This is a genomic window from Leptolyngbya sp. NIES-2104, assembly GCF_001485215.1.
GTDB lineage: Bacteria > Cyanobacteriota > Cyanobacteriia > Leptolyngbyales > Leptolyngbyaceae > Leptolyngbya.
Genome location: NZ_BBWW01000001.1, coordinates 1,432,054 through 1,456,444, shown reverse-complemented (window position 1 = coordinate 1,456,444; position 24,391 = coordinate 1,432,054). Strand labels below are relative to the sequence as shown.

26 protein-coding genes and 1 tRNA gene are annotated in these 24,391 nt (G+C 46.7%); 13 read left to right on the top strand and 14 right to left on the bottom strand.

Annotation, left to right across the window (positions count from 1 at the left end):
* The first annotated feature begins 68 nt into the window (after positions 1 to 68).
* On the top strand, positions 69 to 563 hold the full coding sequence (locus NIES2104_RS06655) for a hypothetical protein (RefSeq protein WP_058996921.1): 495 nt from the start codon (positions 69 to 71) through the stop codon (positions 561 to 563).
* Between the two features lie 10 nt (positions 564 to 573).
* Positions 574 to 1,461, top strand: a complete 888-nt coding sequence (locus tag NIES2104_RS06650) for a DUF4351 domain-containing protein (RefSeq protein WP_058996919.1) — start codon at positions 574 to 576, stop codon at positions 1,459 to 1,461.
* On the opposite strand, the gene NIES2104_RS06645 is transcribed toward NIES2104_RS06650, so the two are convergent.
* Both NIES2104_RS06645 and NIES2104_RS06640 read right to left on the bottom strand, forming a co-directional pair.
* Positions 1,458 to 3,773 (bottom strand): glycoside hydrolase family 31 protein, encoded by a 2,316-nt coding sequence (locus NIES2104_RS06645; protein WP_058996917.1) that lies wholly within the window; start codon positions 3,771 to 3,773, stop codon positions 1,458 to 1,460. The two genes, NIES2104_RS06650 and NIES2104_RS06645, sit on opposite strands and share 4 nt — an antisense overlap.
* 21 nt (positions 3,774 to 3,794) lie before the next feature.
* A complete protein-coding gene (locus NIES2104_RS06640) occupies positions 3,795 to 4,577 on the bottom strand; it encodes an SDR family NAD(P)-dependent oxidoreductase (protein WP_058996915.1) in 783 nt (260 codons plus the stop codon).
* Positions 4,578 to 4,702: 125 nt separating this feature from the next.
* Here NIES2104_RS06640 and murQ point away from each other — a divergent pair, with 125 nt between their 5' ends.
* Positions 4,703 to 5,614, top strand: a complete 912-nt coding sequence (gene murQ, locus NIES2104_RS06635; RefSeq protein WP_058996913.1) for an N-acetylmuramic acid 6-phosphate etherase — start codon at positions 4,703 to 4,705, stop codon at positions 5,612 to 5,614.
* Here the strand turns inward: murQ and NIES2104_RS06630 are convergent.
* A complete protein-coding gene (locus NIES2104_RS06630) occupies positions 5,602 to 5,886 on the bottom strand; it encodes a hypothetical protein (RefSeq protein WP_058996911.1) in 285 nt (94 codons plus the stop codon). The genes murQ and NIES2104_RS06630 overlap by 13 nt on opposite strands.
* Positions 5,887 to 6,059: 173 nt before the next feature.
* On the opposite strand from NIES2104_RS06630, the gene NIES2104_RS06625 reads away from it, so the two are divergent.
* The gene (locus NIES2104_RS06625) at positions 6,060 to 6,395 is read left to right on the top strand and encodes a hypothetical protein (RefSeq protein ID WP_156426883.1); all 336 of its coding nucleotides are present in this window, start codon (positions 6,060 to 6,062) and stop codon (positions 6,393 to 6,395) included.
* 219 nt (positions 6,396 to 6,614) lie between these two features.
* On the opposite strand, the gene NIES2104_RS06620 is transcribed toward NIES2104_RS06625, so the two are convergent.
* Both NIES2104_RS06620 and crtW read right to left on the bottom strand, forming a co-directional pair.
* Entirely contained in the window at positions 6,615 to 7,442 is an 828-nt protein-coding gene (locus NIES2104_RS06620; protein ID WP_058996908.1) for a bifunctional 2-polyprenyl-6-hydroxyphenol methylase/3-demethylubiquinol 3-O-methyltransferase UbiG, read from the bottom strand.
* A gap of 3 nt (positions 7,443 to 7,445) precedes the next feature.
* Positions 7,446 to 8,210 carry a beta-carotene ketolase CrtW gene (gene crtW / locus NIES2104_RS06615; RefSeq protein WP_058996906.1) on the bottom strand — a complete coding sequence of 255 codons (765 nt, stop codon included), beginning with the start codon at positions 8,208 to 8,210 and terminating at the stop codon, positions 7,446 to 7,448.
* A gap of 382 nt (positions 8,211 to 8,592) precedes the next feature.
* Here crtW and NIES2104_RS06610 point away from each other — a divergent pair, with 382 nt between their 5' ends.
* Positions 8,593 to 9,414 carry an SDR family oxidoreductase gene (locus NIES2104_RS06610; protein WP_058996904.1) on the top strand — a complete coding sequence of 274 codons (822 nt, stop codon included), beginning with the start codon at positions 8,593 to 8,595 and terminating at the stop codon, positions 9,412 to 9,414.
* Between the two features lie 4 nt (positions 9,415 to 9,418).
* On the opposite strand, the gene NIES2104_RS06605 is transcribed toward NIES2104_RS06610, so the two are convergent.
* Entirely contained in the window at positions 9,419 to 9,835 is a 417-nt protein-coding gene (locus NIES2104_RS06605; protein ID WP_058996902.1) for a response regulator, read from the bottom strand.
* 284 nt (positions 9,836 to 10,119) lie between these two features.
* On the opposite strand from NIES2104_RS06605, the gene NIES2104_RS06600 reads away from it, so the two are divergent.
* Positions 10,120 to 12,183: a GAF domain-containing protein gene (locus tag NIES2104_RS06600; RefSeq protein WP_192843565.1), complete on the top strand. Its 2,064-nt coding sequence runs from the start codon at positions 10,120 to 10,122 to the stop codon at positions 12,181 to 12,183.
* A gap of 6 nt (positions 12,184 to 12,189) precedes the next feature.
* Here the strand turns inward: NIES2104_RS06600 and NIES2104_RS06595 are convergent, their stop codons facing one another.
* Positions 12,190 to 12,681, bottom strand: a complete 492-nt coding sequence (locus NIES2104_RS06595; RefSeq protein WP_058996901.1) for a DUF4168 domain-containing protein — start codon at positions 12,679 to 12,681, stop codon at positions 12,190 to 12,192.
* 207 nt (positions 12,682 to 12,888) lie between these two features.
* On the opposite strand from NIES2104_RS06595, the gene NIES2104_RS06590 reads away from it, so the two are divergent.
* On the top strand, positions 12,889 to 13,272 hold the full coding sequence (locus NIES2104_RS06590; protein WP_058996899.1) for a hypothetical protein: 384 nt from the start codon (positions 12,889 to 12,891) through the stop codon (positions 13,270 to 13,272).
* A 117-nt stretch (positions 13,273 to 13,389) separates the two neighbouring features.
* The gene (locus NIES2104_RS06585; protein WP_058996897.1) at positions 13,390 to 15,549 is read left to right on the top strand and encodes an ATP-binding protein; all 2,160 of its coding nucleotides are present in this window, start codon (positions 13,390 to 13,392) and stop codon (positions 15,547 to 15,549) included.
* Positions 15,550 to 15,579: 30 nt separating this feature from the next.
* Here the strand turns inward: NIES2104_RS06585 and NIES2104_RS32225 are convergent, their stop codons facing one another.
* The 5 genes from NIES2104_RS32225 to NIES2104_RS06565 form a co-directional block, all read right to left on the bottom strand.
* Positions 15,580 to 15,723: a hypothetical protein gene (locus NIES2104_RS32225; protein WP_192843564.1), complete on the bottom strand. Its 144-nt coding sequence runs from the start codon at positions 15,721 to 15,723 to the stop codon at positions 15,580 to 15,582.
* A 66-nt stretch (positions 15,724 to 15,789) separates the two neighbouring features.
* On the bottom strand, positions 15,790 to 16,047 hold the full coding sequence (locus NIES2104_RS06580; protein WP_058996894.1) for a hypothetical protein: 258 nt from the start codon (positions 16,045 to 16,047) through the stop codon (positions 15,790 to 15,792).
* Between the two features lie 45 nt (positions 16,048 to 16,092).
* Positions 16,093 to 16,824 carry a peptidase E gene (locus NIES2104_RS06575; protein WP_263970917.1) on the bottom strand — a complete coding sequence of 244 codons (732 nt, stop codon included), beginning with the start codon at positions 16,822 to 16,824 and terminating at the stop codon, positions 16,093 to 16,095.
* Positions 16,825 to 19,038 (bottom strand): transketolase, encoded by a 2,214-nt coding sequence (locus NIES2104_RS06570; RefSeq protein ID WP_058996893.1) that lies wholly within the window; start codon positions 19,036 to 19,038, stop codon positions 16,825 to 16,827.
* Between the two features lie 160 nt (positions 19,039 to 19,198).
* Entirely contained in the window at positions 19,199 to 19,588 is a 390-nt protein-coding gene (locus tag NIES2104_RS06565) for a DUF4359 domain-containing protein (RefSeq protein ID WP_058996891.1), read from the bottom strand.
* 122 nt (positions 19,589 to 19,710) lie between these two features.
* Between NIES2104_RS06565 and NIES2104_RS06560 the strand changes: the two genes are divergently transcribed.
* The 4 genes from NIES2104_RS06560 to NIES2104_RS06545 all read left to right on the top strand — a co-directional run bounded on the left by NIES2104_RS06560 (position 19,711) and on the right by NIES2104_RS06545 (position 22,032).
* Positions 19,711 to 19,784: transfer RNA gene (locus tag NIES2104_RS06560), tRNA-His, on the top strand.
* A 448-nt stretch (positions 19,785 to 20,232) separates the two neighbouring features.
* On the top strand, positions 20,233 to 20,496 hold the full coding sequence (locus NIES2104_RS06555; RefSeq protein ID WP_058996888.1) for a hypothetical protein: 264 nt from the start codon (positions 20,233 to 20,235) through the stop codon (positions 20,494 to 20,496).
* A gap of 218 nt (positions 20,497 to 20,714) precedes the next feature.
* The gene (locus NIES2104_RS06550) at positions 20,715 to 21,611 is read left to right on the top strand and encodes an MBL fold metallo-hydrolase (RefSeq protein WP_058996887.1); all 897 of its coding nucleotides are present in this window, start codon (positions 20,715 to 20,717) and stop codon (positions 21,609 to 21,611) included.
* Positions 21,604 to 22,032, top strand: coding sequence for a DUF2358 domain-containing protein (locus NIES2104_RS06545; protein WP_058996885.1), 429 nt, complete (start codon positions 21,604 to 21,606; stop codon positions 22,030 to 22,032). The genes NIES2104_RS06550 and NIES2104_RS06545 overlap by 8 nt, the downstream gene beginning before the upstream one ends.
* Here NIES2104_RS06545 and NIES2104_RS06540 read toward each other — a convergent pair.
* Positions 21,998 to 22,603 (bottom strand): hypothetical protein, encoded by a 606-nt coding sequence (locus NIES2104_RS06540; protein WP_192843563.1) that lies wholly within the window; start codon positions 22,601 to 22,603, stop codon positions 21,998 to 22,000. The two genes, NIES2104_RS06545 and NIES2104_RS06540, sit on opposite strands and share 35 nt — an antisense overlap.
* 146 nt (positions 22,604 to 22,749) lie before the next feature.
* Here NIES2104_RS06540 and NIES2104_RS06535 point away from each other — a divergent pair, with 146 nt between their 5' ends.
* Positions 22,750 to 23,073, top strand: a complete 324-nt coding sequence (locus NIES2104_RS06535; RefSeq protein WP_058996883.1) for a DUF760 domain-containing protein — start codon at positions 22,750 to 22,752, stop codon at positions 23,071 to 23,073.
* A 29-nt stretch (positions 23,074 to 23,102) separates the two neighbouring features.
* On the opposite strand, the gene NIES2104_RS06530 is transcribed toward NIES2104_RS06535, so the two are convergent.
* Complete coding sequence (locus NIES2104_RS06530; protein WP_058996881.1) at positions 23,103 to 24,281, bottom strand: HhoA/HhoB/HtrA family serine endopeptidase; 1,179 nt, start codon at positions 24,279 to 24,281, stop codon at positions 23,103 to 23,105.
* Positions 24,282 to 24,391: the final 110 nt, after the last annotated feature.

Below are 24,391 nucleotides of genomic sequence, written 5' to 3'. Positions count from 1 at the left end.
TTGACGGATTTGGGGAAGAAGTACTGTTGTATGCTGCCATTAAAGCTTGTTCAGAGTGGAGAGAAACAATGGGCGTTCAATTAATACCTGCATTGGAGGGCTACGATAAATATTACTTTTCAGGAAAGCGCTCAAGAGTAGATTGGAAAACAATTCCTCATCAGATTGAAAAATTAGATGCGATCGCAAAGCAATTGGGGGTTGCGACAATTACTAGCTTTACCAGCATAACTCGTGATGATGCTGTTTTTGACGAAGCGGAGATAGCTGAGTTTGAAGCAGAAAGTGAATTTATTAATGGAGCTTGGTATTACCAAGGAAGTCTATTGTGGAGCATTGAGCCTCAATGGACTGCATCAGAGGTTGGCTTAGTAACAGTTCGCGCACTACTTGGTCATATCTATTCACCTCAGCAGGAATTTGACATCGGATTAGACGATGAGCAGAAATGGGATGAAGAGCAAGATAATAGAGGTGTGATTAACGAATTAAAAGCAATGGAAAGAATCTTGAGTCAAGGACAACAAGAAAATAAACGTTTCAGAATGTGTTTATCTATGTGAGCATTTAATAATGATTGATCACGATCGCTTATTTAAAGAGTTAATCTCAACTTTCTTCATTGAGTTTCTCGAACTATTTGCGCCAGAGATAGCCACTGCGATCGCTCTCGATTCCATTCGGTTTTTGCAGCAAGAATACTTTGTTGATCTCACTTCCGGTGAAGAAAAGATTATTGACTTACTTGCTGAAGTACAATTATTGGGAGAAGATGCCGCAATTCTGATTCACGTTGAGGCGCAGTCTTCTTCTGAGACTAATTTCACGAGGCGAATGTTTTTCTATTTCGCAAGGTTGTATCAAAAGTATGTTCAGCGGGTGTATCCGATCGTGGTTTTCTCGTTTGATGACCCTCATCGAGAAGAGCCACATCAGCATATTGTACAGTTTCCGAACTTGAAGGTTTTAGAGTTTAATTTCGCCTCAATACAATTGAATCGATTGAATTGGCGGAGTTTTTTAGACCAAGCGAATCCAGTTGCAGCAGCATTGATGTCTAAAATGCGAATTGCTGTTGAAGACCGCCCCAGAGTGAAAGCGGAGTGTCTTCGCCTATTGGCAACCTTAAGGCTTGATCCGGCTCGCACAAGACTAATTTCTGGTTTCGTCGATACTTATTTGAAATTGAACTCACAGGAGCAGCAAGTTTTTCAAGCTGAGATTGCTAGAATCGAACCAGTTGAGCGCGAGGAAATTATGGAAATTGTAACAAGTTGGATGGAGCAAGGAAGTCGGCAAGTTATTATTCGGCAACTGACCAGTTTACTTGGTGAAATTCCTACATCACTTCAGAATACGATCGAGAATCTCCCAAACGAAAAACTAGAATCACTCGCATTAGCCCTACTGCGATTTAGAACGCTAAACGATTTGGAAATCTGGCTGCAAGAACAGCATTAAAAACTCACTACATTCGCAGTACCATCATCGTCGATCGATTGTTCACCGATTCCAACGAGTTCTACTTGCAAAGTGCGATCGCTCGGTCGAAACTGTCCTTGACGTGCTTCGATTTCAACTGCGTTATTGTTCACGCGATAAGTTGTGGTAGCAAACTGTCCCGATTGATAGTCGAACGATCGACCATCATCCTCGTACAGTGTAAATTCGCCTTGACCGGGATAGACTTTGAGATGCAATTCATCGATCGAGTGTTCATCCACGTATTGCATCACAGGCTGCATCGGAATGATTGCCCCTGCTTTGACATACATTGGCATCCGTTCTAAAGGTGCATGAGCAAGAATCGTCTGATTGCCATTGAATTTTTCGCCTGTCCACCAATCAAACCAAGTGCCTTCAGGTAAGTAAACTGCACGATACTCCACACCTGGACGATACACAGGAGCCGCCATCAGATGTGATCCAAGCAGAACTTGACCATGAATGTGATAGGTCTTCACATCATTGGGATACTCATACAGCAAGGGTCGAAGAATTGGTGCACCTGTTTGTGAGGCTTGCCAGAACAATGTATAGAAGAAAGGCAGCAATCGATAGCGGAGTTCAATGTACTCGCGACAAATCGCTTCAACTTGCTCACCAAAGACCCACGGTTCATGTTGTGCGGTGGTCATAGAAGAGTGCGCCCGCATCAATGGATAGAGCATTCCCACCTGCATCCATCGCGCAAATAGTTCTGCTGTTGCATTTCCCGCAAATCCACCAATGTCTGCACCGACAAAAGGCACTCCAGATAGTCCAATGTTGCAGAGCATCGGGAGAGACATTTCGAGGTGTTCCCAGAGTGATTGATTGTCGCCCATCCAGACCGAAGACCAGCGTTGCACTCCGGCAAATCCAGAGCGGGTTAAGACAAACGATCGCTGATTTGATCTCAATCGATTTAAACCTTCTGCGGCAGCACGCGCCATGTTGTATCCATACAAGTTATGGGTTTCTGCATGGGTTCCGCCTTCTTCAGGATTGCCTTGTGGTGCATCCATTGGAAAGGGGATATGTTGACCGTCATCTCCGAAGGGTCGATCGGCAAGACAAGGCTCATTCATGTCATTCCAGATGCCTTCGACTCCGACTTCGGTCAGTTTGCGCTGCCAGTCGCCCCACCATTGACGCACTTCAGCCCGTAGAAAGTCAGGAAACACAGATTTATCGGGCCAAACATACCCAGCAACTAAGCTACCGTCTGTTTTTCTCACAAAGCAATCTTTCTCTAAACCTTCGTGGTAAATCGGATAGTCTCCGTCCGGTTCGTACTTCACGCCTGGATCAACAATCGTGACAACCTTGAAGCCGTTTTGCTTTAGATTTGCAATCATTTTTGCTGGATCAGGAAAGCGTTTTGGACCCCAGGTAAACACTCGGTAGCCGTGCATATAATCAATGTCCAAGTGAATCACATCACAGGGAATTTTGCGCGATCGAAATTCTTGTGCAAGCTTCTCTACAATCTCTGCGGTTTCATAGCTCCAGCGACATTGATGATAGCCGATCGACCATTTTGGCGGCAGTGGCATTCTTCCGGTTAGCTCAGTGTAGGTTTCGAGAATCTGAGCGGGAGAGGTGCCATGAATGATGTAATAGTCGAGTTCTGGAGCCTGAGCTTGCATCTGCCAGATTCCCGGTTCAGTTGCTCCTAAATCAAACTGGCTTAGATGGGTAATGTTGAGAAAAATTCCATAGTTCAACTGCGGACGGAGCGCGATGAAGAACGGGATCGCTTGGTACATTTCATCATCGATCGCTGAATAATCGAGCGCATCGACTGTCCAATTGGTTTTAATCTGCGATCGCTTGTCTAATAGTCCCGCCCGTTCCCCAAATCCGTAGAAATGTTCCTCAGCTTCGATCTTTTTCCAACAAGCGACCTGACCCATTCGCCAAGCAATATTCGTATCTTCTGCAAAGGGTTTGCCGTCCAAATCATAGCAGCGAATACGACAAGGCGATCGATCAATCACCACGCGCATTTGATCGGTTTGAATCTCGATCGATTCTTTTTCCTCGATGTTGAATTTGATTGTTTCCCAGTCTTCGTCGGGTCGATTCACTGCCCACGATCGACGCGGTAAAAAGCTGCCAGTTGGCGCGAGTTGAACTCGGATCAAATTTGCTGCCAGAATGCTCACTTTGAGGCAAGCTTCGCCGCAAGTGAGGAGGATAACGCGATCGGAAACATCAACGCGATCGACATTTCCGAGCGAAGTCCAAGGCTGGCGAGTTGTTGGGAGCTTTCCAAAAACTTGAGGCATGATTTTGACTGAATAAATAACTTAGCCGACTAACAATGATTCTGCACCGTCGATCCAAACTTCTGTTCCGCTAATGTGGCTGGCAACATCAGAAGCGAGAAACAGAACTAATTGAGCGACTTGATCGGATCTTCCCGGTAGCCCACCGTTTAACGGTACGCGACCATTAGGATAGTACGAAGGCTCTTGAATTTGATCGATGTCAATCTGTTTCGAGGTGTTTTGAATGTTTGTGCCGATCGCGCCTGGACAAATCACATTCACCCGCACTTTATGTTTTGCGAGTTCTAAAGCGATCATCTTCGTGAATGCAACTTGAGCCGCTTTCGTACAGGAATACGCGGTTGCACCTGTATTACTAAACGTTCTTGTTCCATTCACTGAAGAGGTAATAATGATTGATCCACCTTGTTTTTTTAGATAAGGAACCGCATATTTCACGGTGTAAAACGTTCCATTTAAATTTGTATTAATCGTTCTATTCCAATCTTCGGGAGTAATCTTCTCAATCGGTGCCCACAGACCATTGATTCCAGCGTTGGCGAACACAATATCAATTCTTTCTAACTGGTCAACAATCTGCCCGATCGCACGTTCTACCTGATCCGGTTGAGAAATATCCGCGATCGCAGACATTGCCGTCCCGCCTTGGAGTTGAATCTTCTCTACCGTTTCCTCAACGGTTTGGGCAGACCAATCGATCGCACCTACGATCGCGCCTTGTTCCGCAAGCAGCATCGCTGTTTCACGTCCAATTCCTGATCCGGCTCCCGTGACCACCGCAACTTTTCCCAACAATTGCATAGTTTCCTCAACGAGAAGTCATCGTCTCCAAGATGCGGTCTGAAATGCGATCGTGCCTCTGTCTTCCGTTAGGTTCAAAGATCACCGTCTGGTAGAATGCAAGGTGCATTTTTTTGAGAACTGTTATGCAACTTCAGCCCAGAGGACATTTACTGACCGAGCAAGTGAATCCTGCTAGTGCAAATCTCGATCAGCTTTCGTCGCTCGAAATTGTGGATGTGTTTAATCAAGAAGACGCGAAGACAATTCGCGCGATCGCACAAGCACGAGAGCCTTTAGCACAAGCGATCGATCTCACGGCTGAAAAGCTCCGTCAAGGAGGGCGATTGTTCTATGTCGGTGCTGGAACTAGCGGGCGATTGGGGGTGTTAGATGCAGCGGAATGCCCGCCTACTTTCTGTACACCGCCGGAAATGGTGCAGGGCATTATTGCAGGGGGGGCAGATGCGCTGTTACGAAGTTCTGAAGGGTTGGAGGATTTGGCGGATCAGGGAGCGGCAGCGATCGACGATCGACAAGTGAGCAATCTCGATGTTGTGGTCGGCATTGCCGCAGGTGGAACAACTCCTTATGTTCACGGTGCATTGTTAGAAGCTCGAAACCGGGGTGCAATCACCGTTTTTATTGCTTGTGTGCCTCAAGAACAAGTGCAAATTGATGTCGATGTGGATATTCGATTGTTAGTTGGGGCGGAAGTGTTAGCAGGCTCGACTCGCTTAAAGGCGGGAACTGTGACCAAATTGGCATTGAATATTTTATCGACTGGAACAATGGTGCGATTGGGTAAAGTGTACGGCAATCGAATGATCGATGTTGCCGTGACGAATTCTAAGTTGCACGATCGAGCGTTGCGAATTTTGTCTGATTTAACTGATTTAGACCGAGAACAAGCCGCAGAGTTATTAGAAAAAAGCGATCGCTCTGTGAAGATTGCTTTGATGATGCACTGGTCAGGATCATCAAAGTCAGAGAGCGATCGCTTGTTGCGTGAACATCAAGGAAATTTACGGGCGGCGCTGCAAAATCAGCCGATTTGACAACCCGTCGCTTGTACCGCACCTAGGATTCGACCGAGCGCGAAGAAAACGATCGTACCTGCGATCGCGATCCCGCTGCGATACATCAATAACCAAGCTCCGATCGGCTTTTCATTTACCAAATTCAAATATCCCCAAGCCAGTGCCGACATCAAAATACTCATGATCCCGGCTCGAATGGAGCCATAACAATCTGAAGTGACGACTAGAAAGCTACAAGAAGCAAGGAACAAACAAACTAAGCTCACCAAAGCTGCAAATGATCTCGTCATACGTCTAACTGGTTGTGCGATCGCACCTAGATAATCCGCGTTTCAATTTATCACTGAGTGTTCCCAACCGTGATAGGGTCTAACCCCCCACACGTCAAGATATGCTGATCTAAACTGGTGACGATTTCAATTTAACTAGAGATTATTTAGGACTCGCAGACAGGAGCGATCGAGTGACTCAATCAAATGAATGGCGAATGATCGTTCGCGGAATTCTCTTGGCGATTTTATTGGCGATTACGACGATCGGGATCGCCGCTCTTCTGTTGTTCATTCTTCAGCGGCTAGGGCTTCCTCCCAGGGCGGAGTGGGCTTTTAGTGCAGCCGTTATTCTAAATGCAGCCGTCTACTTTATCGGGATTACTCAACTGCTCTACATTATTCCGCTGGTTGTTGTGTTCTGGCGACAGCGAAGATTTGCATCAATGAAAGGCTTGATTATCGGTGCAGTGTTAGTCGGATTAATTGACTTGGCTTTTCTTAGCTATCTAGTGAATCAGTTTCGGTAGCGCTTAAAGACCAATTCAGTATAGGGAGTTTAGAAAGTCTCTTCGCTTCGATTGCCTCCCGCCCTGAAATGAATTTCGGGCTAACCGTGGAAAGTCTACTGAAGTAGACTGGGAAAAATTTTCAGCCTCTTAGTCCTTTTCAAAGGACTTTCATCGATTAGCCCGAAATTCATTTCAGGGCGAGATGACGCAACAAACGAACATCTTTCAAATACGGTCTCAAAGCTTTTTTGCAATTTGATAAGCAGCTAGATTAAACAATTGAAGCTCACCCTCGAATTGCCGATCGATCACCGTTCTCAATCCCGCAAACAAAGCTTCTCGCGCCGTCGGCTCTAAAGCAATGTACTGTGAATAGCTACTTAAAAGCGAGAGATATCGCTCAGTGTCATAAACGCGATCGCACTCGATCGATTCCTGCACCGGAAGCCCGAACAATCCCGAATCACCGATCAATTTTCCCAAGCCTTGTAAAATCTCTTCCTGAGTCTCTTTACCTTCGTACTTCGGTGCTACAGAGGGCGCAAACTGTTGATAAACCTCATTCAGCACTTGATAGACTTCATAGCTTGGCTCTAGTGACATATTCCACAACAGCACTAAAGCACCATTTTTCTGTAATGCCTCAGATGCTTTAACGTACTTGATGTCTGATGAGATCCAGTGCCAAGCATTCGCAGCAAGAACGATTTGAAACTTTCCCGGTTCTACCTGCCATTCTTCAAACGTTTGGGGAATGATCCTGACTTGCGGATAGTCTGAACAATGTTGCTCTGCCAGTCGACAGAATTCTAAATTCGGTTCAACCGCATCAATGCTGTACCCCAATCGAGCAAAATCGACCGTAGCCACTCCAGAACCACAGCCGACTTCTAAAATTTTCGATCGAGGAGCTAACCGAGCCACTTCAACAATGCGCTGAATCAACTGTTTTGGGTAGCGGGGTCTTGCTCGATCGTAGGCTTCGACAACTGGCGAATACCAAACCTTACGCTGTTCTAGATCCTTATTCGAGTACTCGTTGAGAACTTCTACCCAATTTGACATCGCTTAGTGTTCCTGCCTTAATCGCCGTTGATGCAGTCCGGGAAGCTGCCACCAGGCAAGATCCGGGCGCTCATGATGCTCTAAATGATAGCCGAAGTGATAGCAGGTGATAAACGACCAGAGCGGCGACCAATTGCTACTTTGAGCGCGACTTTCGTTTTGATAACCGCCAGCAGGCTCACGATGCGGTAGAAACGTACCAAAGAAGAACAGTTGAATCGAACTTGCGATCGACGGAATCATCCAAAACAGCGTCAAGTTCATTTCAGAAATGTGAAACACCCGGTGCATGATGTGGTATGCCGCAACTAAACCGATAATCCGCGTCCAACTCCAGTAGCGCACCATGAAATAGGAGTACCAAGAAAAGAAATTCTTATTTTTACCGTTATGATAATCGGGATCGAGTTCGGAAGCCGGATGAGCATGATGCTCCCAATGCGTCCGGATCATTTCTTTTAGTGAGAACAACGCATAAACGCGAAGCGCAACAGATCCAATAAAATCATTGAGTTTACGATTGCTGGGAGAAACAGCGCCGTGCATCGCATCGTGAGCCGTGATGAATAATCCTGTGTATAAAAAAGTTTGAACTGCCATCGCAGCAAGAATGACTGGAAGTGGCATCTCTGCAACATTTGCCGTCAGCAAAACTGCTAGACTTGCAGCCCAAGTGCCAATCACCGACAGCGCGACGAAAACACCGCGATCGACATAAATTCCAAAATCTTGAGCAGGCTGGATCGGGGCGGAACGGAAAGAAACCACGGGATAACTCCACAAACATTCAGAATGAGCGGCAAGTTTCAACAAATGCTGCTTCTACACAAATTGGATAACGCTTCACAAATATTAACATTTCTAAGCGAGGTTGTAGATCTGATTCGGTTCTACAGATTTCATTCATAAAAGCACAAAGTTTATGAAATGAAGAAACAGCAAGAAAATTGCATTACTCGACAGCTTAGAAATTAAACGGTTGGATTCTATCTCTCCAAGGGGCTAAAAGCTTCTCTACCTAAAAGCCACATCTTTTCAAGATTAAAAACTGATGTTTATTGAGAAGATAAATGACCGAAATCTAACGCAAGTTAGACGCATTTGTTATGATTTCAACCACACTAAAAGAATGCTTTAATTCATCGTTATCATGGCTTCTACAGTTATTATCACTGGCGCGTCTCAAGGGATTGGAAGAGCGACCGCGAAACGGTTTGCTGAAAACGGGTACAATTTGGTGCTTGCTTCTCGGAACGTTGATCGCTTAAACATAACGGCTGAGGAATTAAAGTCGATCGCACCTAGAGTGACTGCAATTCCAACCGATACCCGTGATGCAAATCAAGTGAAAACGATGATCGATCGCGCTATTTCTGAGTATGGCTCGATCGATGTTTTAGTCAATAATGCGGGGATTTATATTTCAGGTCCAGCGGATAGCTTCTCGCTCGAAGATTGGCATACTGCGATCGATACAAACCTTTGGGGTTATATTCATACGATTCATGCCCTGTTGCCGCATTTTATTTCTCAAGGGCGCGGCATGATTGTGAATGTGATTTCATCGGGTGGCAAGGTTCCGATCCCCTATCTTGTGCCGTATACGACGAGCAAATTTGGACTCACGGGATTGACGCAAAGCTTACAGTCTGAGCTATCGCCGAAAGGAATTACGGTGTGTGGAATCTATCCGAATTTGATCAACAGCGAATTTATGGAGCGGGCGATCTTTCGCGGGAAGGATGAGGAAGATGCGATCGCACGTCGGAAACAATTAGAGCAGGTTCTGAGTGTTCCTGTGGTTGAAAAGCCGGATGATGTGGCGAAGTCGATTCTTGATGCGGTGAAGCATAAGAAAACAGAAGTGGTTGTCGGGTCTGCGGGGGCTTCGGTGATTTCGCAGCGGCTTTTCCCGGATGTTTTACAGTGGGTGATGCGACGAACGTTTAAGAACAGCGATAAGGATTATTAACCATTCACGCTGCAAATTCTGTGACTTTCCAGCCTGTCAACTGGGACACCATATCGATCAATTCATCGTGCTGATATGGCTTCCCCAAAAATCTTTGGAATCCAGAAGCGATCGCTCTTTCTTGAGCCTCGATCGCAGCCCAGGCAGAAACCGCGATCGCTGGAATCTCTCCACCCTGATTCTGGGGTAATGCTCGAACTTGCCGGATCAGATCAAAGCCATCCATCAACGGCATCGCCAAATCTGCAATCAAAATATCTGGCAGCGATCGAATGCGATTCATTGCCTGAGTTGCACAGGTCGCAGCAATCACATCGATTCCATACATTTCCAGCACCGTTGTTAAGAGAATGACCGAATCCAAGTCGTCGTCTACAACCAATGCCCGAAGGGGGTGCTGGTTAGAAAGTCGATTGCTCATAGTGTCTCACCGCGCATCCTTCACTATTAATAGCTGATCTTCCGCCAAAAATAAAGAAAATCTTAAAATCTCTCAGACTTTCTTAAAATTGTGTATGAGAAAACAAAGTACATGCTCACGAACATTTTGCAAATCTGCAACATTCAGCAAAAACAGGCGAACTTCATTGAAAAAGTTAATACTTTCTTAATAGACTGTGATGGACTCAAATCTCGATCGCAGTCGTGGTTTAAACTTTGAGCTTCAATTCAAACGCTCCTCTCAATCGCCCCAAGGACATCGCTGTGAAAGAGTTTTCCTCAAAGACAGACCGCGACAGTGCCATCTCACTCACACCCTCGGCACCGCACTCGATTCAATTCACGCTCGATCGCTTTGGCACGATTATTAACACCAACGATCGATGCCTGATACAGTTGGGCTACTCCTCACAAGACCTAATCGGGCGATCAATATCTAGTCTATTTCATATTCGCGATCGATCAAGGTTACACAGCGCACTTTCCGAAGGATTTCAGCATTCTAATCTGCGTTCATCCCTCATCTTCTCGCTGATTCGTGAGAATAGACAAAGCATTGATGTCATCGCTGAAATTGATACCTTTGAAGATTCGCATCACGTTACTTTTATTGTACTAACCTGCAAACTCTTGAATTCACAAAATCATTTTGAGCAAACCCCAGAACAAACTGCATTAGAAGCGCTTCAGTATCAGCAAAATCGAGAACAACTAATTAGCGCGATCGCGCTACGGATTCGAGAATCGCTGGATTTGAACACGATTCTATATCGGACAGTCGAAGAAGTGCGGCTGTTTCTCGATACCGATCGCGTTTTGATTTATCGCTTTGAACCGGATTGGAGTGGCACGATCGCTGTTGAATCGGTGAATTCGCCTTGGGAAGCGATTTTGGGCAGAAATTTTCAAGATCCTTGCTTCACAGAGACTCACATTCGACAGTACCAAAATGGACGCATTCAAGTCGTGGGTGATATCCATGCAGCAAACTTACAGCCCTGTCACCAAGAACTGCTTGCTTCACTCCAAGTTCGAGCGAATTTGGTTGTGCCGATCGTGTCTGAGATGCAACTTTGGGGATTATTAATCGCTCAACATTGTCAAGGTGCACGTCATTGGCAGTCCTCGACCGTTGATCTGTTAAAACAATTAGCCACCCAAGTTGGAATTGCGGTTCAACAAGCAGAGTTACTGAATCGAGTTCAAGATATTAATGCTCAGCTAGAACTTCAAGTCGAAGAACGGACTCGGAAACTACAGCAGATTCTAAACTTTGAAAAACTTGCTAGAAGAATCACCGAAAAGGTTCGCGACACCTTGGATGAAAATCAAATTTTGCAATCGGTCACACAAGAGCTAACACAGGTTTTGAAACTCGATCGAGCATTGGTTGAGCGTTACGATGATCCAAGTTTTGTCGCTCCCAATGATACAAGCACCGCTCACTTAGCTTGTTCAATTGTGGATGACCAAGGAATTTTAGGCGATCTTTGGCTGATTCGCGATCGCATGTTTGAACAAGATGAGATCGATTTTGTGCAACAGATTGCCAATCAATGCGCGATCGCGATTCGTCAAGCTCGCCTTTATCAAACGGTTCAAACTAAAGCGGAAGGTTTAGAGACACTAATTCGACTCAAAGACGAATTTCTTACCAGCATCACTCATGAGCTTCGCACACCGATTAGTAGTATTTCGCTTGCAACTCAAACCTTGCAAAAAGTTTTAGAGCTTAAAGGTGCGCTTACTTCAGACAATCCGACTGTGATTCGGACGATCGAGATTCTAGAGCGCGAATGCCAACGTGAGATTCGATCGATTGATAACTTACTCACGTTGTCTTACTTAGATGCAGGTGAAATGATCAACCCGATTAAAATCGATCTCAATGTTTGGCTTCCTCGCGCCGCTGCACCCTTTCGCGATCGCGCTTCCACTCGTCAGCAACAATTCAAAATCGACATTCACAAACAACTTCCGCTTCTAAAAACCGATTTAACTTATCTAGAGCGAATCTTGGTGGAGTTGCTCAACAATGCTTACAAGTACACACCCGCAAACGGCGATATTGTTGTAAGAGCGATCGCGATCAACAATCAATTACAACTCTGTGTGAGCAACTCCAGTGCAGAAATGACCCCTGAACAGTTACAGCGAATTTTTGAAAAGTTCTATCGAATTCCCGATCGCGATATCTGGGAAGCGAGTGGAGCCGGACTCGGACTCGCTGTGGTGAAGAAATTAACCGAACGATTGGGAGCGACGATCGCAGTGGAAAGCAGCCGCGATCGAACTGCTTTCACACTCACATTCGATCAGTCGCGGTAGCACACCCTAATTTTGCTGAATCAATTGCTGCACCTGTTGACGTAACTGGGGATTCGATCGCACAACCTGAAAAATCTGATTGAAGCGAGGAACATCCAATCCTTCTTTCTTCACAGCGCTTTCGACCTTAGCATCATTGTCTTTGCCCAATTGCACCAATTTCGCCAGTGCTCGATCGTATTTCTGTTTCTCACTTGCTTCGACGGGTTTCGACGGTTTTTGCTGAGGATTACGCTCTGAACGGAAAATCTCATCGAATCGCTGCTCAGTGAGTCCCTCGCTCCGAATCGCTTTAACCGCTTGGTCTTCCGACTGGCGGCTAATGGCTAACACCTGTTTCACCGCATTCGCAAATTGACGAGTTTCTGCGGGTGTCACCGTTTGATTCGTGGTTTGAGCAGGTCTGGGAGCTTGCGGAGTTTGTTGAGCACGAACCGGAAGCGAAACTAAGCCCGCGACCAGGATTGTACATCCGCCGATCAATAGTCGCTGAATCATTCTAGACCTCCGCGTCATAGGGTAACGTTTGGGCTATCTTAGCGAGGCTCAGTCACTTTCACATCCGTTCACTAGGCAGAGATTCACGTTTGATCTTTATCGATCTCCATCTGTAGATATACCCAGGTCAATTTCAAGCCAACTCCCCCGGTAGAGATAGTCCGCAACGGCGATCGCTACAAATAATAGAAGCATTTCCTCCCTACTGTGCGCCTCCCCACTGTCATCATGCCGCTCATCGAAACCCCCATTCTTGCTCAGACTGAAATTGCTCCGACCCCGGTCGATCGCGCTCCCGCTGCCAATCCGTCGATTGCGCAGGAAGCCTCATTGCTCCTAGTGCCAGTTTGCTTTATTGCAATTTGGGCGGGGGTGGTTTGCATTATCGCGGATACCTGGAAGTTAAATCGCAAAGAAGTGAAAAATACCCGTCAAATCGCACAGCTTCCCTGTAAGAAATGCCAGTACTTTAGTAACAATCCGTACATGAAGTGCGCTGTCAATCCTCATGTCGCGATGACCCCGGCGGCGAATGACTGTTCAGAGTTTCGATCGCGCAACCCAAAAGCAACTCATTCCACGAACCGTTAGAAATTGCGTTCTTCGGATCATAGTTTTTTTTGAAATCTGACCATACTGAGCCTTGAGACGGGAACGTGGTTCTTAAACTGTTGTCGTCGAAAAAAAGCTTTCAGTGAGGAGCACAGTATGACGGGTCAGAGCATGGTTTCGAGTCCAGAGGCAGGATTGTTAAGTCGAGTCACCGATTGGGTTCGGCGATCGCAGTCTCTTTCAGAAACACTCACGACTACCGTGACTGAAGTGGGACAGTTCTTGAACTGCGATCGCGTCAAAATTTACCAATTTTTGCCGGATGAAACCGGGCGTGTCGTCGCCGAATGGATTCGTGAGCAGCGTTTACCGTCGTTACTGGGCTTGACCTTTCCGGCGGATGATATTCCGCCTCGTGCGAGAGAAGTGTTTATCAAAACTCGTGCTCGATCGATTGTGAATCTAGCAGAGCGCGCAATTGGTCAAACGGGAGTCGATCCGACTGCACCAGAAGAAATTCGCTATCGTCCCCTAGATTCGTGTCACGCAGAATATCTGACGGCAATGGGCGTGAAATCCTCTTTAGTGATGCCGATTCTGCAAGAGACAGTTCTCTGGGGATTGCTAGTTGTGCATCATGCTAAACCGCAATCTGTCGCTGAAGAGCAAGTTCAAGCGCTCCAAATGGTGGTGGATTTACTCACGGTTGCGATCGCGCAATTTAATCTCACAGACCAAGCCCGCGCAAAAGCAGAGCGTGAATCTGTTTTGAATCAAATTTGTGGATTGCTGCATTCCCTTTCGACGATCGAACTTCAAGCGGCTTTAGAATGTACGGTTTCTGCCTTTAAGGGTTCGGGTGGACGGCTCTGGGTTTATGCAAAATCTCTGGCTGCTGAGCTACATTCGCCGCGTGATCCACAGCTTCCCAGTAACTGTGTGCGATTGTTCCAATTCGGTAGCCAGCCGAAAATGCCCGAAAGTGCTCCGTTTGCACTGCTAGAAGAATACGGTGCGTGGAAAGAGCGCTTTCAATCTGAGCAAGATTCCATTTGGGCGATCGCGAATCTCTACAAAGAGCCGATGCTGAGAAATCTTCAGCCTGCGTTTCGTTCAACAAACATTCGCGGATTGATGATCATCCCCTTATGGTATCGACAGCAATTGCTCGGATATCTGACCGTGTTTCGAGATGAGATTGAGACTGAAATTCTTTGGGCAGGACGTGTTGATCCCGATCAGCGACAACTTTATCCGCGTCAGTCATTTGAAGTTTGGAAAGAAACTTATCAGGGACAGATTGAACCTTGGACGGAGATCGATTTAGAGTTTGCTTGTGCGATCGCTCAACAGTTCACGACTGCGATTCAGCAATACGAAACGCATCAACAGTTACAGGTTTTGAACGCCAGCTTAGAACTTCAAGTGCAAGAGCGAACTGCCCGATTAGAACAACTATTACAGCAAACTAGCCATCAGGCAGAGCAATTAACAGAAGCGCTGTCAACCTTACAGCAAACTCAAAGCCAACTGATTCAAACTGAAAAGATGTCAAGTTTGGGTCAGTTAGTCGCGGGTGTGGCTCATGAGATTAACAATCCAGTGAACTTTATTCATGGAAATATCAGTCACCTCAATACTTATGTCACTGATCTCCTTTCGCTGATTGATGCTTATCAGATGTATTATCCGAATCCGCGATCGGAGATTGTCGAGCAAGCAGACGAGATCGATTTGGAGTTTTTGCGTGAAGACTTTCCCAGGACTTTATCTTCGCTACAGGTTGGAACAGATCGAATTCGCCAAATTGTGCTCTCACTGCGGAACTTTTCAAGACTAGATCAAGCGGAATGTAAAGCGGTTGATATTCACGAGGGCATTGATAACACGCTCTTGATTTTGCAACATCGTCTGAGTTCAGAGAGCAAGGTGATCAAAGAGTACGGAGATCTACCACTGATTGAATGTTATGCGGGGCAACTGAATCAAGTGTTCATGAATCTTCTGAGTAATGCGATCGATGCTCTTGAAGAAACTAACTCACAAACGCCCCAAATCTGGATTACCACAAAGTTAGTCGAGCCGGATCGGGTTGCGATTTGCATTCGAGATAATGGAAGTGGCATTCCAGAAAATGTGCGATCGCGAATCTTTGATCCATTTTTCACCACAAAACCGATCGGCAAAGGAACTGGAATGGGGCTTGCTATTAGCTATGAAATTGTGGTTCAGAAACATGGAGGCACCATTCAATGTATTTCTGAACTGAATCACGGTACGGAGTTTTGGATCGAATTGCCGGTTCGCCAGGAATAAAAAAGAGCGATCGTACGATCGCTCTTTTCTTTAACTACCTGTAGTACGACGAATGTGATCGAGAATCCGCTGTTTACGCTCTGGAGAGCGAATTGGTTGCGGTTTGCTAAAATCGTTCGTGCTGCGAGCTAAGTGCTCCATGATGCGTTTTTTACGATCGTCCATCTGTGCCATAGTGCGACTCAAAGATTGCCAATGCCTCTATTGTGACGCAAGCATTAAGTTTTTTGATAGTAGGAATTACTTGGCTTCATCAGTACCGACATATCCCGTGAAGCCTTTGAGTGTGCGATCGATACGGATATGAGAACCGTCAGTGTGTCGAATGATCGTGGTTTCAGCTGCTTCTAGTTTGAGTGCGTGTGCGAGAAGAAGATTGAGCGTGATTGTTTGAAACGCGATCGTCGCGCAGTCGCTGAGATGTTTTGTAATCGTGATCGGCATTCCGAACTGATCGAATGTGCCAACGCAAACTGAGACGGTCGTATTGTCTTCCATTGTTCAGTGTTTAGAACAGGTTAAGCTTATTTTGCCCGATACAAGTTATTTCTGTATAGAAGAATCACCTAAGTAACGAGGTTGTAAAGGCGTTTCATGAACTGAATCGCCGATTTTCTTAACTCGATAGGCTTTTGCATCCGGTCGAGAACTCACGATCGCGCTCAACTGATCTCCAATAAAATGCAGTCCAACCCCGTCATCCGCTGCATATCCAGCAGGAAGGCGGGATTGTTCTACAAATTGATGGTAAGCAGGTCTACGAGTCGCTTCGCCATCGTAGTGCGGACAGTGGCTCCCCGGTAGAAATCCGAGACATTGCAACACTGCCATTTCGCCGTTATTAAGGTAATCACTCACTCCTGATTCAAACCAGCAGAGTGATCCAGCGCTCAATCCACAAAGAACAATTCCACGCTCCCAAGCTTCCCGCAGAATTTGATCTAATTCCCAAGCCTTCCATAACGCGATCAGATTCTTTGTACTTCCACCTCCGACATAGAGAATATCCTGAGCAAAAATCAGCGATCGCAAGTCCGCAAGCGGCGCATTGAAGAGCGATAGATGTGAAGGGATACAAGGAAATTTGAGAAACGCACTGTAGAAGCGAACGATATAACGATCTCTATCGCCGCTTGCAGTTGGCAGAAAGAGAACTTTCGGAGTCTCAGACTGAGTCAAATTAAGAATATAGCGATCGAGCAGTGGATTCTCTGGCTCCATTGAGAAGCCACCGCCGCCCATCGCTACAATTTGTTTGACGCGATCGTTCATCATCTATTTCGCCAAATCGATCGCCCGTTTCGCCAATCCTTCTGCGGTAATGCCATTCACCGCCATCAATTCACCTGAAGTTGCTGTCGTCTCGCCCCGCTTCCAGGTGAAGGTGTCCCGTTTCGCCGCACTCCGCAGCATGATCGGCTCTAACATTCCACTTGCGCCACCTGTCACCCCAATCAGCGCATCCCCACCAAAAAAGGTTTCAAACGTTGCATCATCCAAGAATCCGCCATCTGGCTCTGAGCAAATCTCCCAAGCCACGTCTGAAGCACGATACAACCGTCGCGGATTAACGATCGACACGATTCGCACTCCGTACCCTTGAGATTCCAACGTCGAAGCCGCAGCAAACACAGGATTCAAAATCATATCGCCCACAACCGCAAACACGATCGACTTCGATCCGGTCGATTCATGCAGGACGATCGCGCCTTGTTCGATGCCTTGTCTAGTCTGCTCAAAGGTTGTCCGAATCGGCAACGGTGTCTTACTCGCAGTAATCACCACGCCTTTGTTTTTCGTGGTCAATGCCCATTCATAGCAGGCTTGAATCCCATTCGCATCGGTTGGAAACAATGGAAAAACATTCCCGTTTCGCATCATTGCGGCAAAATATGCTTCAATTTCAGGGCGTTGGTGTGTCCAACCGTTCCGACCCTGCTCTAATGCACCTGCGGTAAATAAGGTAATCGTCGAAGGAGTCGGGCGGCGTAATTCTGCCATCGCTTGCGTCACCGTTTGCCAGATTGGTACACCGTTGATCGCGAAAGATTCGTAGGAACACCACAGCGATCGACTTCCCATCAGTGCCAATCCTGCCGCTAATCCTGCACAGGCATCTTCACTTAATGGCTCATACACTTGACCGTTTGGAGCTTGGTTATAAAGTGAATCTTCAGTCGGGTGAATAATCTTCAACGCCTGGTTAATATTGGCAATTCCAGACGCTTCATTTCCGTCTGCATTGGTGACGAGGAACGCTCGATCGTGCTGTCCCACATGTCCAACCAATCGACCCATTGCGGTCGTCGAAACTTTCGCATCACCGCCCACTGCATATTCTTCCAGCGGCAACTGTCCTAAATCAGGAAGCTCTCGTGTGAATTCAGTGACAACCGTTTTACTCGCGGGTCCGCCTCCAGCTTGTTCACAGTTCGATCGGACAAGTGCCCAAGCTTCAGGAGTCAACGCCCGCGTTTTGAGTGCGGTCACAATGTCTTCGTTGTCTAACGTATGTTGAGCATAAAGATTGTGCGATTTCGAGCCTTTCGCATGAACGCCCGCACCTTTTAGCTGTTTGATGATGAACACCGTTAACTGACCACCTAAAGCCGATCGCGCCGCTTCACTCGCACCCACCAGCACCGAATTGGTGAAATTAATCCGCTGTTCCAGCGAGAAAATCGTGCTGTCTACGTAATCACTCGGCTGATTACGATCGTCAAAATCTTTCGCATCGACCAGAATCACATTCTCAAATCCGTTCCCTTTCCAGTAGTCAATCATCTGCTCATTCGTCTTGAGCGACACCATACTGTGATGCTCTTGCGAATAGCCATTCCACACTAGAATCGGCAAAAAGTTGGTCACACCCGGAAACGCCGTGTTGAAGTGTGCCATCGCACTCATGATGTACGGTTCGCCTAAGCCACCATCGCCCACGGTAAAGGGAAAGAGTTTATCGCGATGTAAGAGTGCCGCTGACATGGCGAAATGTTGACCCTGACCGAGCGGACCTGCTGGCGCGAGAATTCCCGGAATGAAACCAGATAAGTGACCGAGCAAGCCATGTTTTTCCCGGAAGCGATCGCGCAATTGCTGAACGGTTTCGATCCCCATGTCTTCGAGTGAGCGATCGAGAAACATTGCACTATAAAAACCGGGTGCATGGTGTCCGACTTCGGTAATGATATTTTTGTGACCGAGCATCACAAACGCCGCATACGCTTCTGCCTGACTTGCAAATCCGCCCGGATGTCCAGACGCTTTAGAAGCGGTCATTTGCAGAATCAAGTAGCGTAACGCATCTGCGGCTAACATCGTTTGATAGCCTGCATCCTGATCGCTCGGATCAGAAATGGCGGTTTGTCCAGGTGCGATCGCAGGCGTTTTGCCATACGTCTCAAACCCTGGCAATGTGTCGCTAAAGTACTGAATGCCTGCGGTAAAGGCGGGTTGGGTAGCCGTGGGGTTTGGAGTGAGTGCGGTCATGCTTCACCTGCTGCATTCTGTTAATTAGGGTCTAGACCCTCTATGGTACACAGGCAGTGGACGCTTGCAAATAAATGACTGTCGGCAGGATGTTATAAGTTTTTGTCAATACGCTGTTTGAGATCGATAAAATTGCCGCGAATTCAACCATTTGCCAATTCTAACGCTGCACTTTCTCAGCTTGATAGATATAAAACCTGCCCATCATTCCGACCGTCTCTAGCTGGAACGCAGGCACATCGAGAAATACGGGCAAATCTGGAATAATCGATCGCGTCGATAAATTCGTGCGATATAAACTAAACAATCCATAATTCTGCCGCTCTGTGCTTTGAGCGATTAATTTTTTCACCTGTGCCTGATTCTCCTGCACAAACTGGGGGCACTGCTGCCGAATAATTTGAGGCGCTTCTTTACACCCCTGAGTTTTCACCTGCTCCAAGGCGAACTCTCCGAATGCTGCTTCATCTGGATTCGTCGCTGCCATCAGTCCAGCAATTCCCAGCACAGCTAGCCCCACTACACCGAGGAGAATTTGAGATGTTTTCATTCCGCACCACTTCAATTCACGATCGGGTTTCTTCGACGTTTTACCACGTCTAGAGGTTCACGAATTTTTTTCACTTCTCTTTTTAAACTTCTCGTCGCTTGTGATATAGTGAAAAACGAATGGCGAGCGTAGCCAAGTGGTTAAGGCAGAGGTTTGTGGTACCTCCATCTCGTGGGTTCGAGTCCCATCGTTCGCCCTGGTTGTAGCCGTTGCGGTCGGAAGTTTTCCTAAAGTTTCCCTAGAGCCAAAAACAACCGAATAGATGAACCGCGATATCGATCGCGCATCTAGTTTTTAGTTAGGAGTGATCGATATCGCGGTTTTTGCGCGTGTGAGAGCTTGTATTAGTAGGCTTGGATCTCTTTACAGCGGTTCTCACACGCGAATTTGATGTGAAAAAGCGCGATCGCTAATCTCTTTCTTCTCCGCGAAGGCTTGCGAAAGCTCTAAATGTTTTGATTGGGACACAGCCTCGCTCAGATTCAGCCTATTAGGAAATCCTAAGATTCGTACTTACTTTGGTGAAATTTCCAGTTTGAATGAGGCTGAAATCGCATCAATGATCGTGAATCTGAAGTGTCAGAATATACGAAAATTGCGGGTTTTGTATGAATACCAGTAGGACTTTCGGTTTCATCACTTAGATGCAGTCCGACATCGAAGCCGCACAATCGCGCACTGAGAAGGCAGCATTGCTAAAAAAACTAACAGACTTTCGATCGCGCAATGCCAACCGAACCGGAATTATCCGCCTCAATGGTTCAGATGTGACGCGGCTCGTTGAGTTGATTGGCGATCGTAATCCTGTCCTGACAAGCAAACTCGCAGGCTACTCAAGACCGACGAATGACATTACTCTGTTATCGAACGAAATCGATTGTCTCTTGAAGATCGTTCAGTATTCTTAATCCCCTCAAATCTTGTCTAGATACAGCTCTAGGCACACCCGACAACGACATTGTTAGAAATAGTCTCACTGCACTGTTCTTAGTGCTCTGGCTTTACTCTCGAACCCTGGGCGACCCATGAACAGAAATTTTCAATTTTTTCAGAGATCGTTGGGCATCTCTAATTGATCGACAAAATCCAAGCGCTATGATCGATCGTATTGTTTCTGGAGTCAATCATGGCTCACTTAACTGATCGTCGCGTTCAGAATGTTGAAGGAGATTTCTACGTCGATCGCTCTTGCATCGATTGTGATACTTGTCGGTGGATGACCCCGGAAGTGTTTACCCGTGAAGGCAGTCAATCAATCGTATTCCATCAACCCGAAACCGAATCCGAACGATTACGAGCAATGCAAGCTTTACTTGCTTGTCCAACTTCCTCGATCGGAACCGTTGAAAAGCCCAAAGATATCAAACTCGCTCAAGAAAGTTTTCCGATCTTAATCACTGAAAACGTTTATCACTGTGGTTATCACGCTGAGAATTCTTTTGGGGCTGCAAGCTATTTAATTCAGCATTCTGATGGCAACATCTTAGTTGATTCACCTCGATTCGCGCCGCCGTTGGTGAAACGATTAGAAGCAATGGGTGGAATTCGATATCTCTATCTTACACATCGCGATGATGTTGCAGATCATCAGAAGTTTCGCGATCATTTCGGCTGCGATCGCATTTTGCATTCCGATGAAATTACCCGCAGCACTCAAAGCGTTGAAATTAAACTTACTGGAACCGAGCTAATTCAACTCGATCCAGAATTGCTAATTATTCCCGTTCCCGGTCACACCAAAGGACACACCGTTTTACTGTACAAGAATCGTTTCTTATTTTCAGGCGATCATCTCGCTTGGTCAGCTAGACAAAATCATCTGGTCGGCTTTCGAGAAGCTTGCTGGTATTCTTGGGATGAATTAAAGCGATCGATGCAACATCTCAGCCACTACGATTTCGAGTGGGTGCTACCTGGACATGGACGACGCTACCATGCCGATCTTGAGACCATGCACCAAGCAATGCAACGATGCCTAAATTGGATGGGGCTAAATCAAGACACAGGCGATTGGGATGATTGAACAAGCACGCATCGACGAAATCATTCATACACTCAAACAAGATCTTCCAACATTGTTTGAGAAAGATATTACTTACGACATCTACAGTTCAGATATTTTCTTCAAAGATCCCGTCAATACGTTTAAGTGGAAGTTCAATTACCGCATTATCTTCTGGACGTTGCGCTTCCACGGAAAACTTTTCTTCACTGAACTATTTTTTGATCTGCATCGAGTTTATCCCAAAGATGAATCAACGATTTTGGCAGAATGGACAGTACGCGGAACTTTGAGAGTACCTTGGAAAGCAAAACTATTGTTCAATGGAACTTCTACTTACAGCATCAATTCTGAAGGATTGCTCAACAATCATATTGATACTTGGGATCGACCCCCTGGAGAGATTCTTAAGCAGTTTTTCCAGAAGGGCGATCGCTCTTGACCCAAAGTGCAAGCCCACCGCCACGACCACGAGCGGCAATATAGCGATCGCTAATCGCAAAGAATGCAAAAAAGGGAAGTTTCGCGATCGGTGTCTCATCAAATGCCTGTTCTTTCTCCGCTCCACCCCGAACCGATCGCGAAAAGATCGGTTTCTCCCCCAAACACACTTGAAGCTGAGTGAATTCAAACGCGAGTAAATTCTTCTTAGTTTGATACCGAGCCGGACCTGAAAATTTCAAGGTCAGCACTCCAAGCTGCGCCAAATTGCCAATCTTTTCGGTTTTGGAATCAAATGAAATCTGAGCTTTCGCAATCTTCGGGACGTAATAACCTTTTTTGAGTTTGATTCCGCCCTGTCGAATCTTCCGGGTTCCCGTGGCAAAGCAGAGTCTCCACTGTCCTTCGAGTTGGGAAAACGAATACTCGATCGCCGTTTGCTTCGCCACCTTTTCTGCCTGCAACAAGGCTTCTACCACCTTTTCCGCATCCGGTCGGCTTGTCGCAGAATCCTGAAAAGCTTGTGCCGCTTGCTCTAAAACCGCAGTGAAATCTGACAGCGTAGAAGTCATAAAAATAGTGCGATCGCAGTGAATATCAAGATCATACAAAATCCCGCTCTGCACCCCAAATTTAAAGAATTTAATTTTCCCGGTTTCAAAGTGGGCGATTTTGTAAAGAAATGCCAAAATGATTGGATAGGTTTTTGTGGAACCCAATGGCATTTAATCCTGACAGCGCGAACTTTCTTCACACCGATGCAGAAGCCAACGACGCGAATGCTTTGCTGCGTTACCTTCAGCACCAACCGCCCGAAGTTTTAGAGCGGGTGGCTCGATCAGTCAGTCCCCAAGTCAAGCAAATCGTCTCCCACAATGTCCAAGGCTTGGTCGGAGTCCTACCGGGTGACGGCTTCAACGTCAAAATCACCACCGATCGCGAGAATCTTGCTGGACTCCTCGCTTCAGCCATGTTGACCGGCTATTTTCTCCGCCAGATGGAACAGCGGATGGAACTCGAAAACAGGATTGACGAGATCTAAGCGCACCCGTTTCAAGATGCGCTCAGCCTTTATCTTTGCTTCGGAAATGCGCCCGGACGAACTTGAACCGTCTGTGTGTTATTTCCTCGCTTCACTTCGACTTGAAGCGGTGTCCCGATCTGGCTTGCTTCAACCAGTGTTTGAACATCGGAAGCCGTTTGCACATCCTTTCCATTAATTTTCTTGATAATGTCACCGGGACGTAAACCTCCCTGTGCTGCGGGCGAGTTTTCGGCAATTCGGGCGATAAAGACCCCTTGATTTTCCGTTACTTGTGCCTGTCCGCCTGACTCTTTATTTAATTCTTCACGAATCGCCGCTGTTAAATCAATCATCTGAATGCCCAGATACGGATGATCAACGCTGCCCTTGGTGAAAAGCTGTTCTGCAACACGTTGAGCGGTTTCGATCGGAATCGCAAATCCTAACCCTTGAGCGTCCGCCCGAATTGCAGTATTAATGCCGATCACATCACCGCGATCGTTCAACAAAGGTCCGCCCGAATTTCCTGGATTAATCGCTGCATCGGTTTGGATAAAACTCACGCGCTTATCCGAAACGCCGACTTGACTACTCGATCGACCTGTCGCGCTAATGATTCCCGCTGTCACGGTGTTGTCCAATCCGAGCGGGTTGCCGATTGCGATCGCCCATTGCCCCGGAACTAAACTGGTTGATTTTCCGAGTGTCACGATCGGGAGTTGGTTCGCATCAATCTTGACAGCGGCTACATCAGTGACGGGATCAGCTCCCACGACTCGTCCTTCAAACGTGCGTCCATCTTTCAGGGTGACTTCAACGGTGTCTGTCCCTTCGACTACATGAGCATTCGTTAATAAGCGACCATCCGAAGTGAGCAAAAAGCCCGATCCCGTTCCGCGTTCGACTCGATCTTCAGGTGCCGGAAGCTGATCACCAAAGAATCGCTTGAAGACTGGGTTCCGAAAAGCTTCGGGAACATTGCTCGATACGCGGCGAGTTGCGTTAATTCGCACCACTGCCGGACCTGCACGATCGACTGCCGCAGAAATAAAATTCTCATTATTTCTCGCGTCGGGAGACACTGAAATTGTACTGGGTGGCGCGAGTTGCACCTGAAACGGTTGTCCACCTCGCTGGGTCAAATAGTGATTTGCCACTAAGCCAGCTCCACCACCGACGGCTAACAACGAAGCTCCGATCGCGACTTGTCTAAAGGAGAGAACCATAAACCTAAGCGCAGAAATAACAGCGGTAGTATTCAGTTTATCTTCGCTGATTGAATCTGGTTGGTATTTCTCGTAGCAGGACTTCGGAGGGGCACGTTTTGGGATACACT

Coding starts and splice junctions, on each gene's coding strand:
- NIES2104_RS06655 (WP_058996921.1), top strand. CDS start 69: ATGGGCGTTCAATTAATACCTGCATTGGAGGGCTACGATAAATATTAC.
- NIES2104_RS06650 (WP_058996919.1), top strand. CDS start 574: ATGATTGATCACGATCGCTTATTTAAAGAGTTAATCTCAACTTTCTTC.
- NIES2104_RS06645 (WP_058996917.1), bottom strand. CDS start 3,773: ATGCCTCAAGTTTTTGGAAAGCTCCCAACAACTCGCCAGCCTTGGACT.
- NIES2104_RS06640 (WP_058996915.1), bottom strand. CDS start 4,577: ATGCAATTGTTGGGAAAAGTTGCGGTGGTCACGGGAGCCGGATCAGGA.
- murQ (WP_058996913.1), top strand. CDS start 4,703: ATGCAACTTCAGCCCAGAGGACATTTACTGACCGAGCAAGTGAATCCT.
- NIES2104_RS06630 (WP_058996911.1), bottom strand. CDS start 5,886: ATGACGAGATCATTTGCAGCTTTGGTGAGCTTAGTTTGTTTGTTCCTT.
- NIES2104_RS06620 (WP_058996908.1), bottom strand. CDS start 7,442: ATGTCAAATTGGGTAGAAGTTCTCAACGAGTACTCGAATAAGGATCTA.
- NIES2104_RS06610 (WP_058996904.1), top strand. CDS start 8,593: ATGGCTTCTACAGTTATTATCACTGGCGCGTCTCAAGGGATTGGAAGA.
- NIES2104_RS06605 (WP_058996902.1), bottom strand. CDS start 9,835: ATGAGCAATCGACTTTCTAACCAGCACCCCCTTCGGGCATTGGTTGTA.
- NIES2104_RS06595 (WP_058996901.1), bottom strand. CDS start 12,681: ATGATTCAGCGACTATTGATCGGCGGATGTACAATCCTGGTCGCGGGC.
- NIES2104_RS06585 (WP_058996897.1), top strand. CDS start 13,390: ATGACGGGTCAGAGCATGGTTTCGAGTCCAGAGGCAGGATTGTTAAGT.
- NIES2104_RS32225 (WP_192843564.1), bottom strand. CDS start 15,723: ATGGCACAGATGGACGATCGTAAAAAACGCATCATGGAGCACTTAGCT.
- NIES2104_RS06580 (WP_058996894.1), bottom strand. CDS start 16,047: ATGGAAGACAATACGACCGTCTCAGTTTGCGTTGGCACATTCGATCAG.
- NIES2104_RS06575 (WP_263970917.1), bottom strand. CDS start 16,824: ATGATGAACGATCGCGTCAAACAAATTGTAGCGATGGGCGGCGGTGGC.
- NIES2104_RS06570 (WP_058996893.1), bottom strand. CDS start 19,038: ATGACCGCACTCACTCCAAACCCCACGGCTACCCAACCCGCCTTTACC.
- NIES2104_RS06565 (WP_058996891.1), bottom strand. CDS start 19,588: ATGAAAACATCTCAAATTCTCCTCGGTGTAGTGGGGCTAGCTGTGCTG.
- NIES2104_RS06555 (WP_058996888.1), top strand. CDS start 20,233: ATGCAGTCCGACATCGAAGCCGCACAATCGCGCACTGAGAAGGCAGCA.
- NIES2104_RS06550 (WP_058996887.1), top strand. CDS start 20,715: ATGGCTCACTTAACTGATCGTCGCGTTCAGAATGTTGAAGGAGATTTC.
- NIES2104_RS06545 (WP_058996885.1), top strand. CDS start 21,604: ATGATTGAACAAGCACGCATCGACGAAATCATTCATACACTCAAACAA.
- NIES2104_RS06540 (WP_192843563.1), bottom strand. CDS start 22,603: ATGACTTCTACGCTGTCAGATTTCACTGCGGTTTTAGAGCAAGCGGCA.
- NIES2104_RS06535 (WP_058996883.1), top strand. CDS start 22,750: ATGGCATTTAATCCTGACAGCGCGAACTTTCTTCACACCGATGCAGAA.
- NIES2104_RS06530 (WP_058996881.1), bottom strand. CDS start 24,281: ATGGTTCTCTCCTTTAGACAAGTCGCGATCGGAGCTTCGTTGTTAGCC.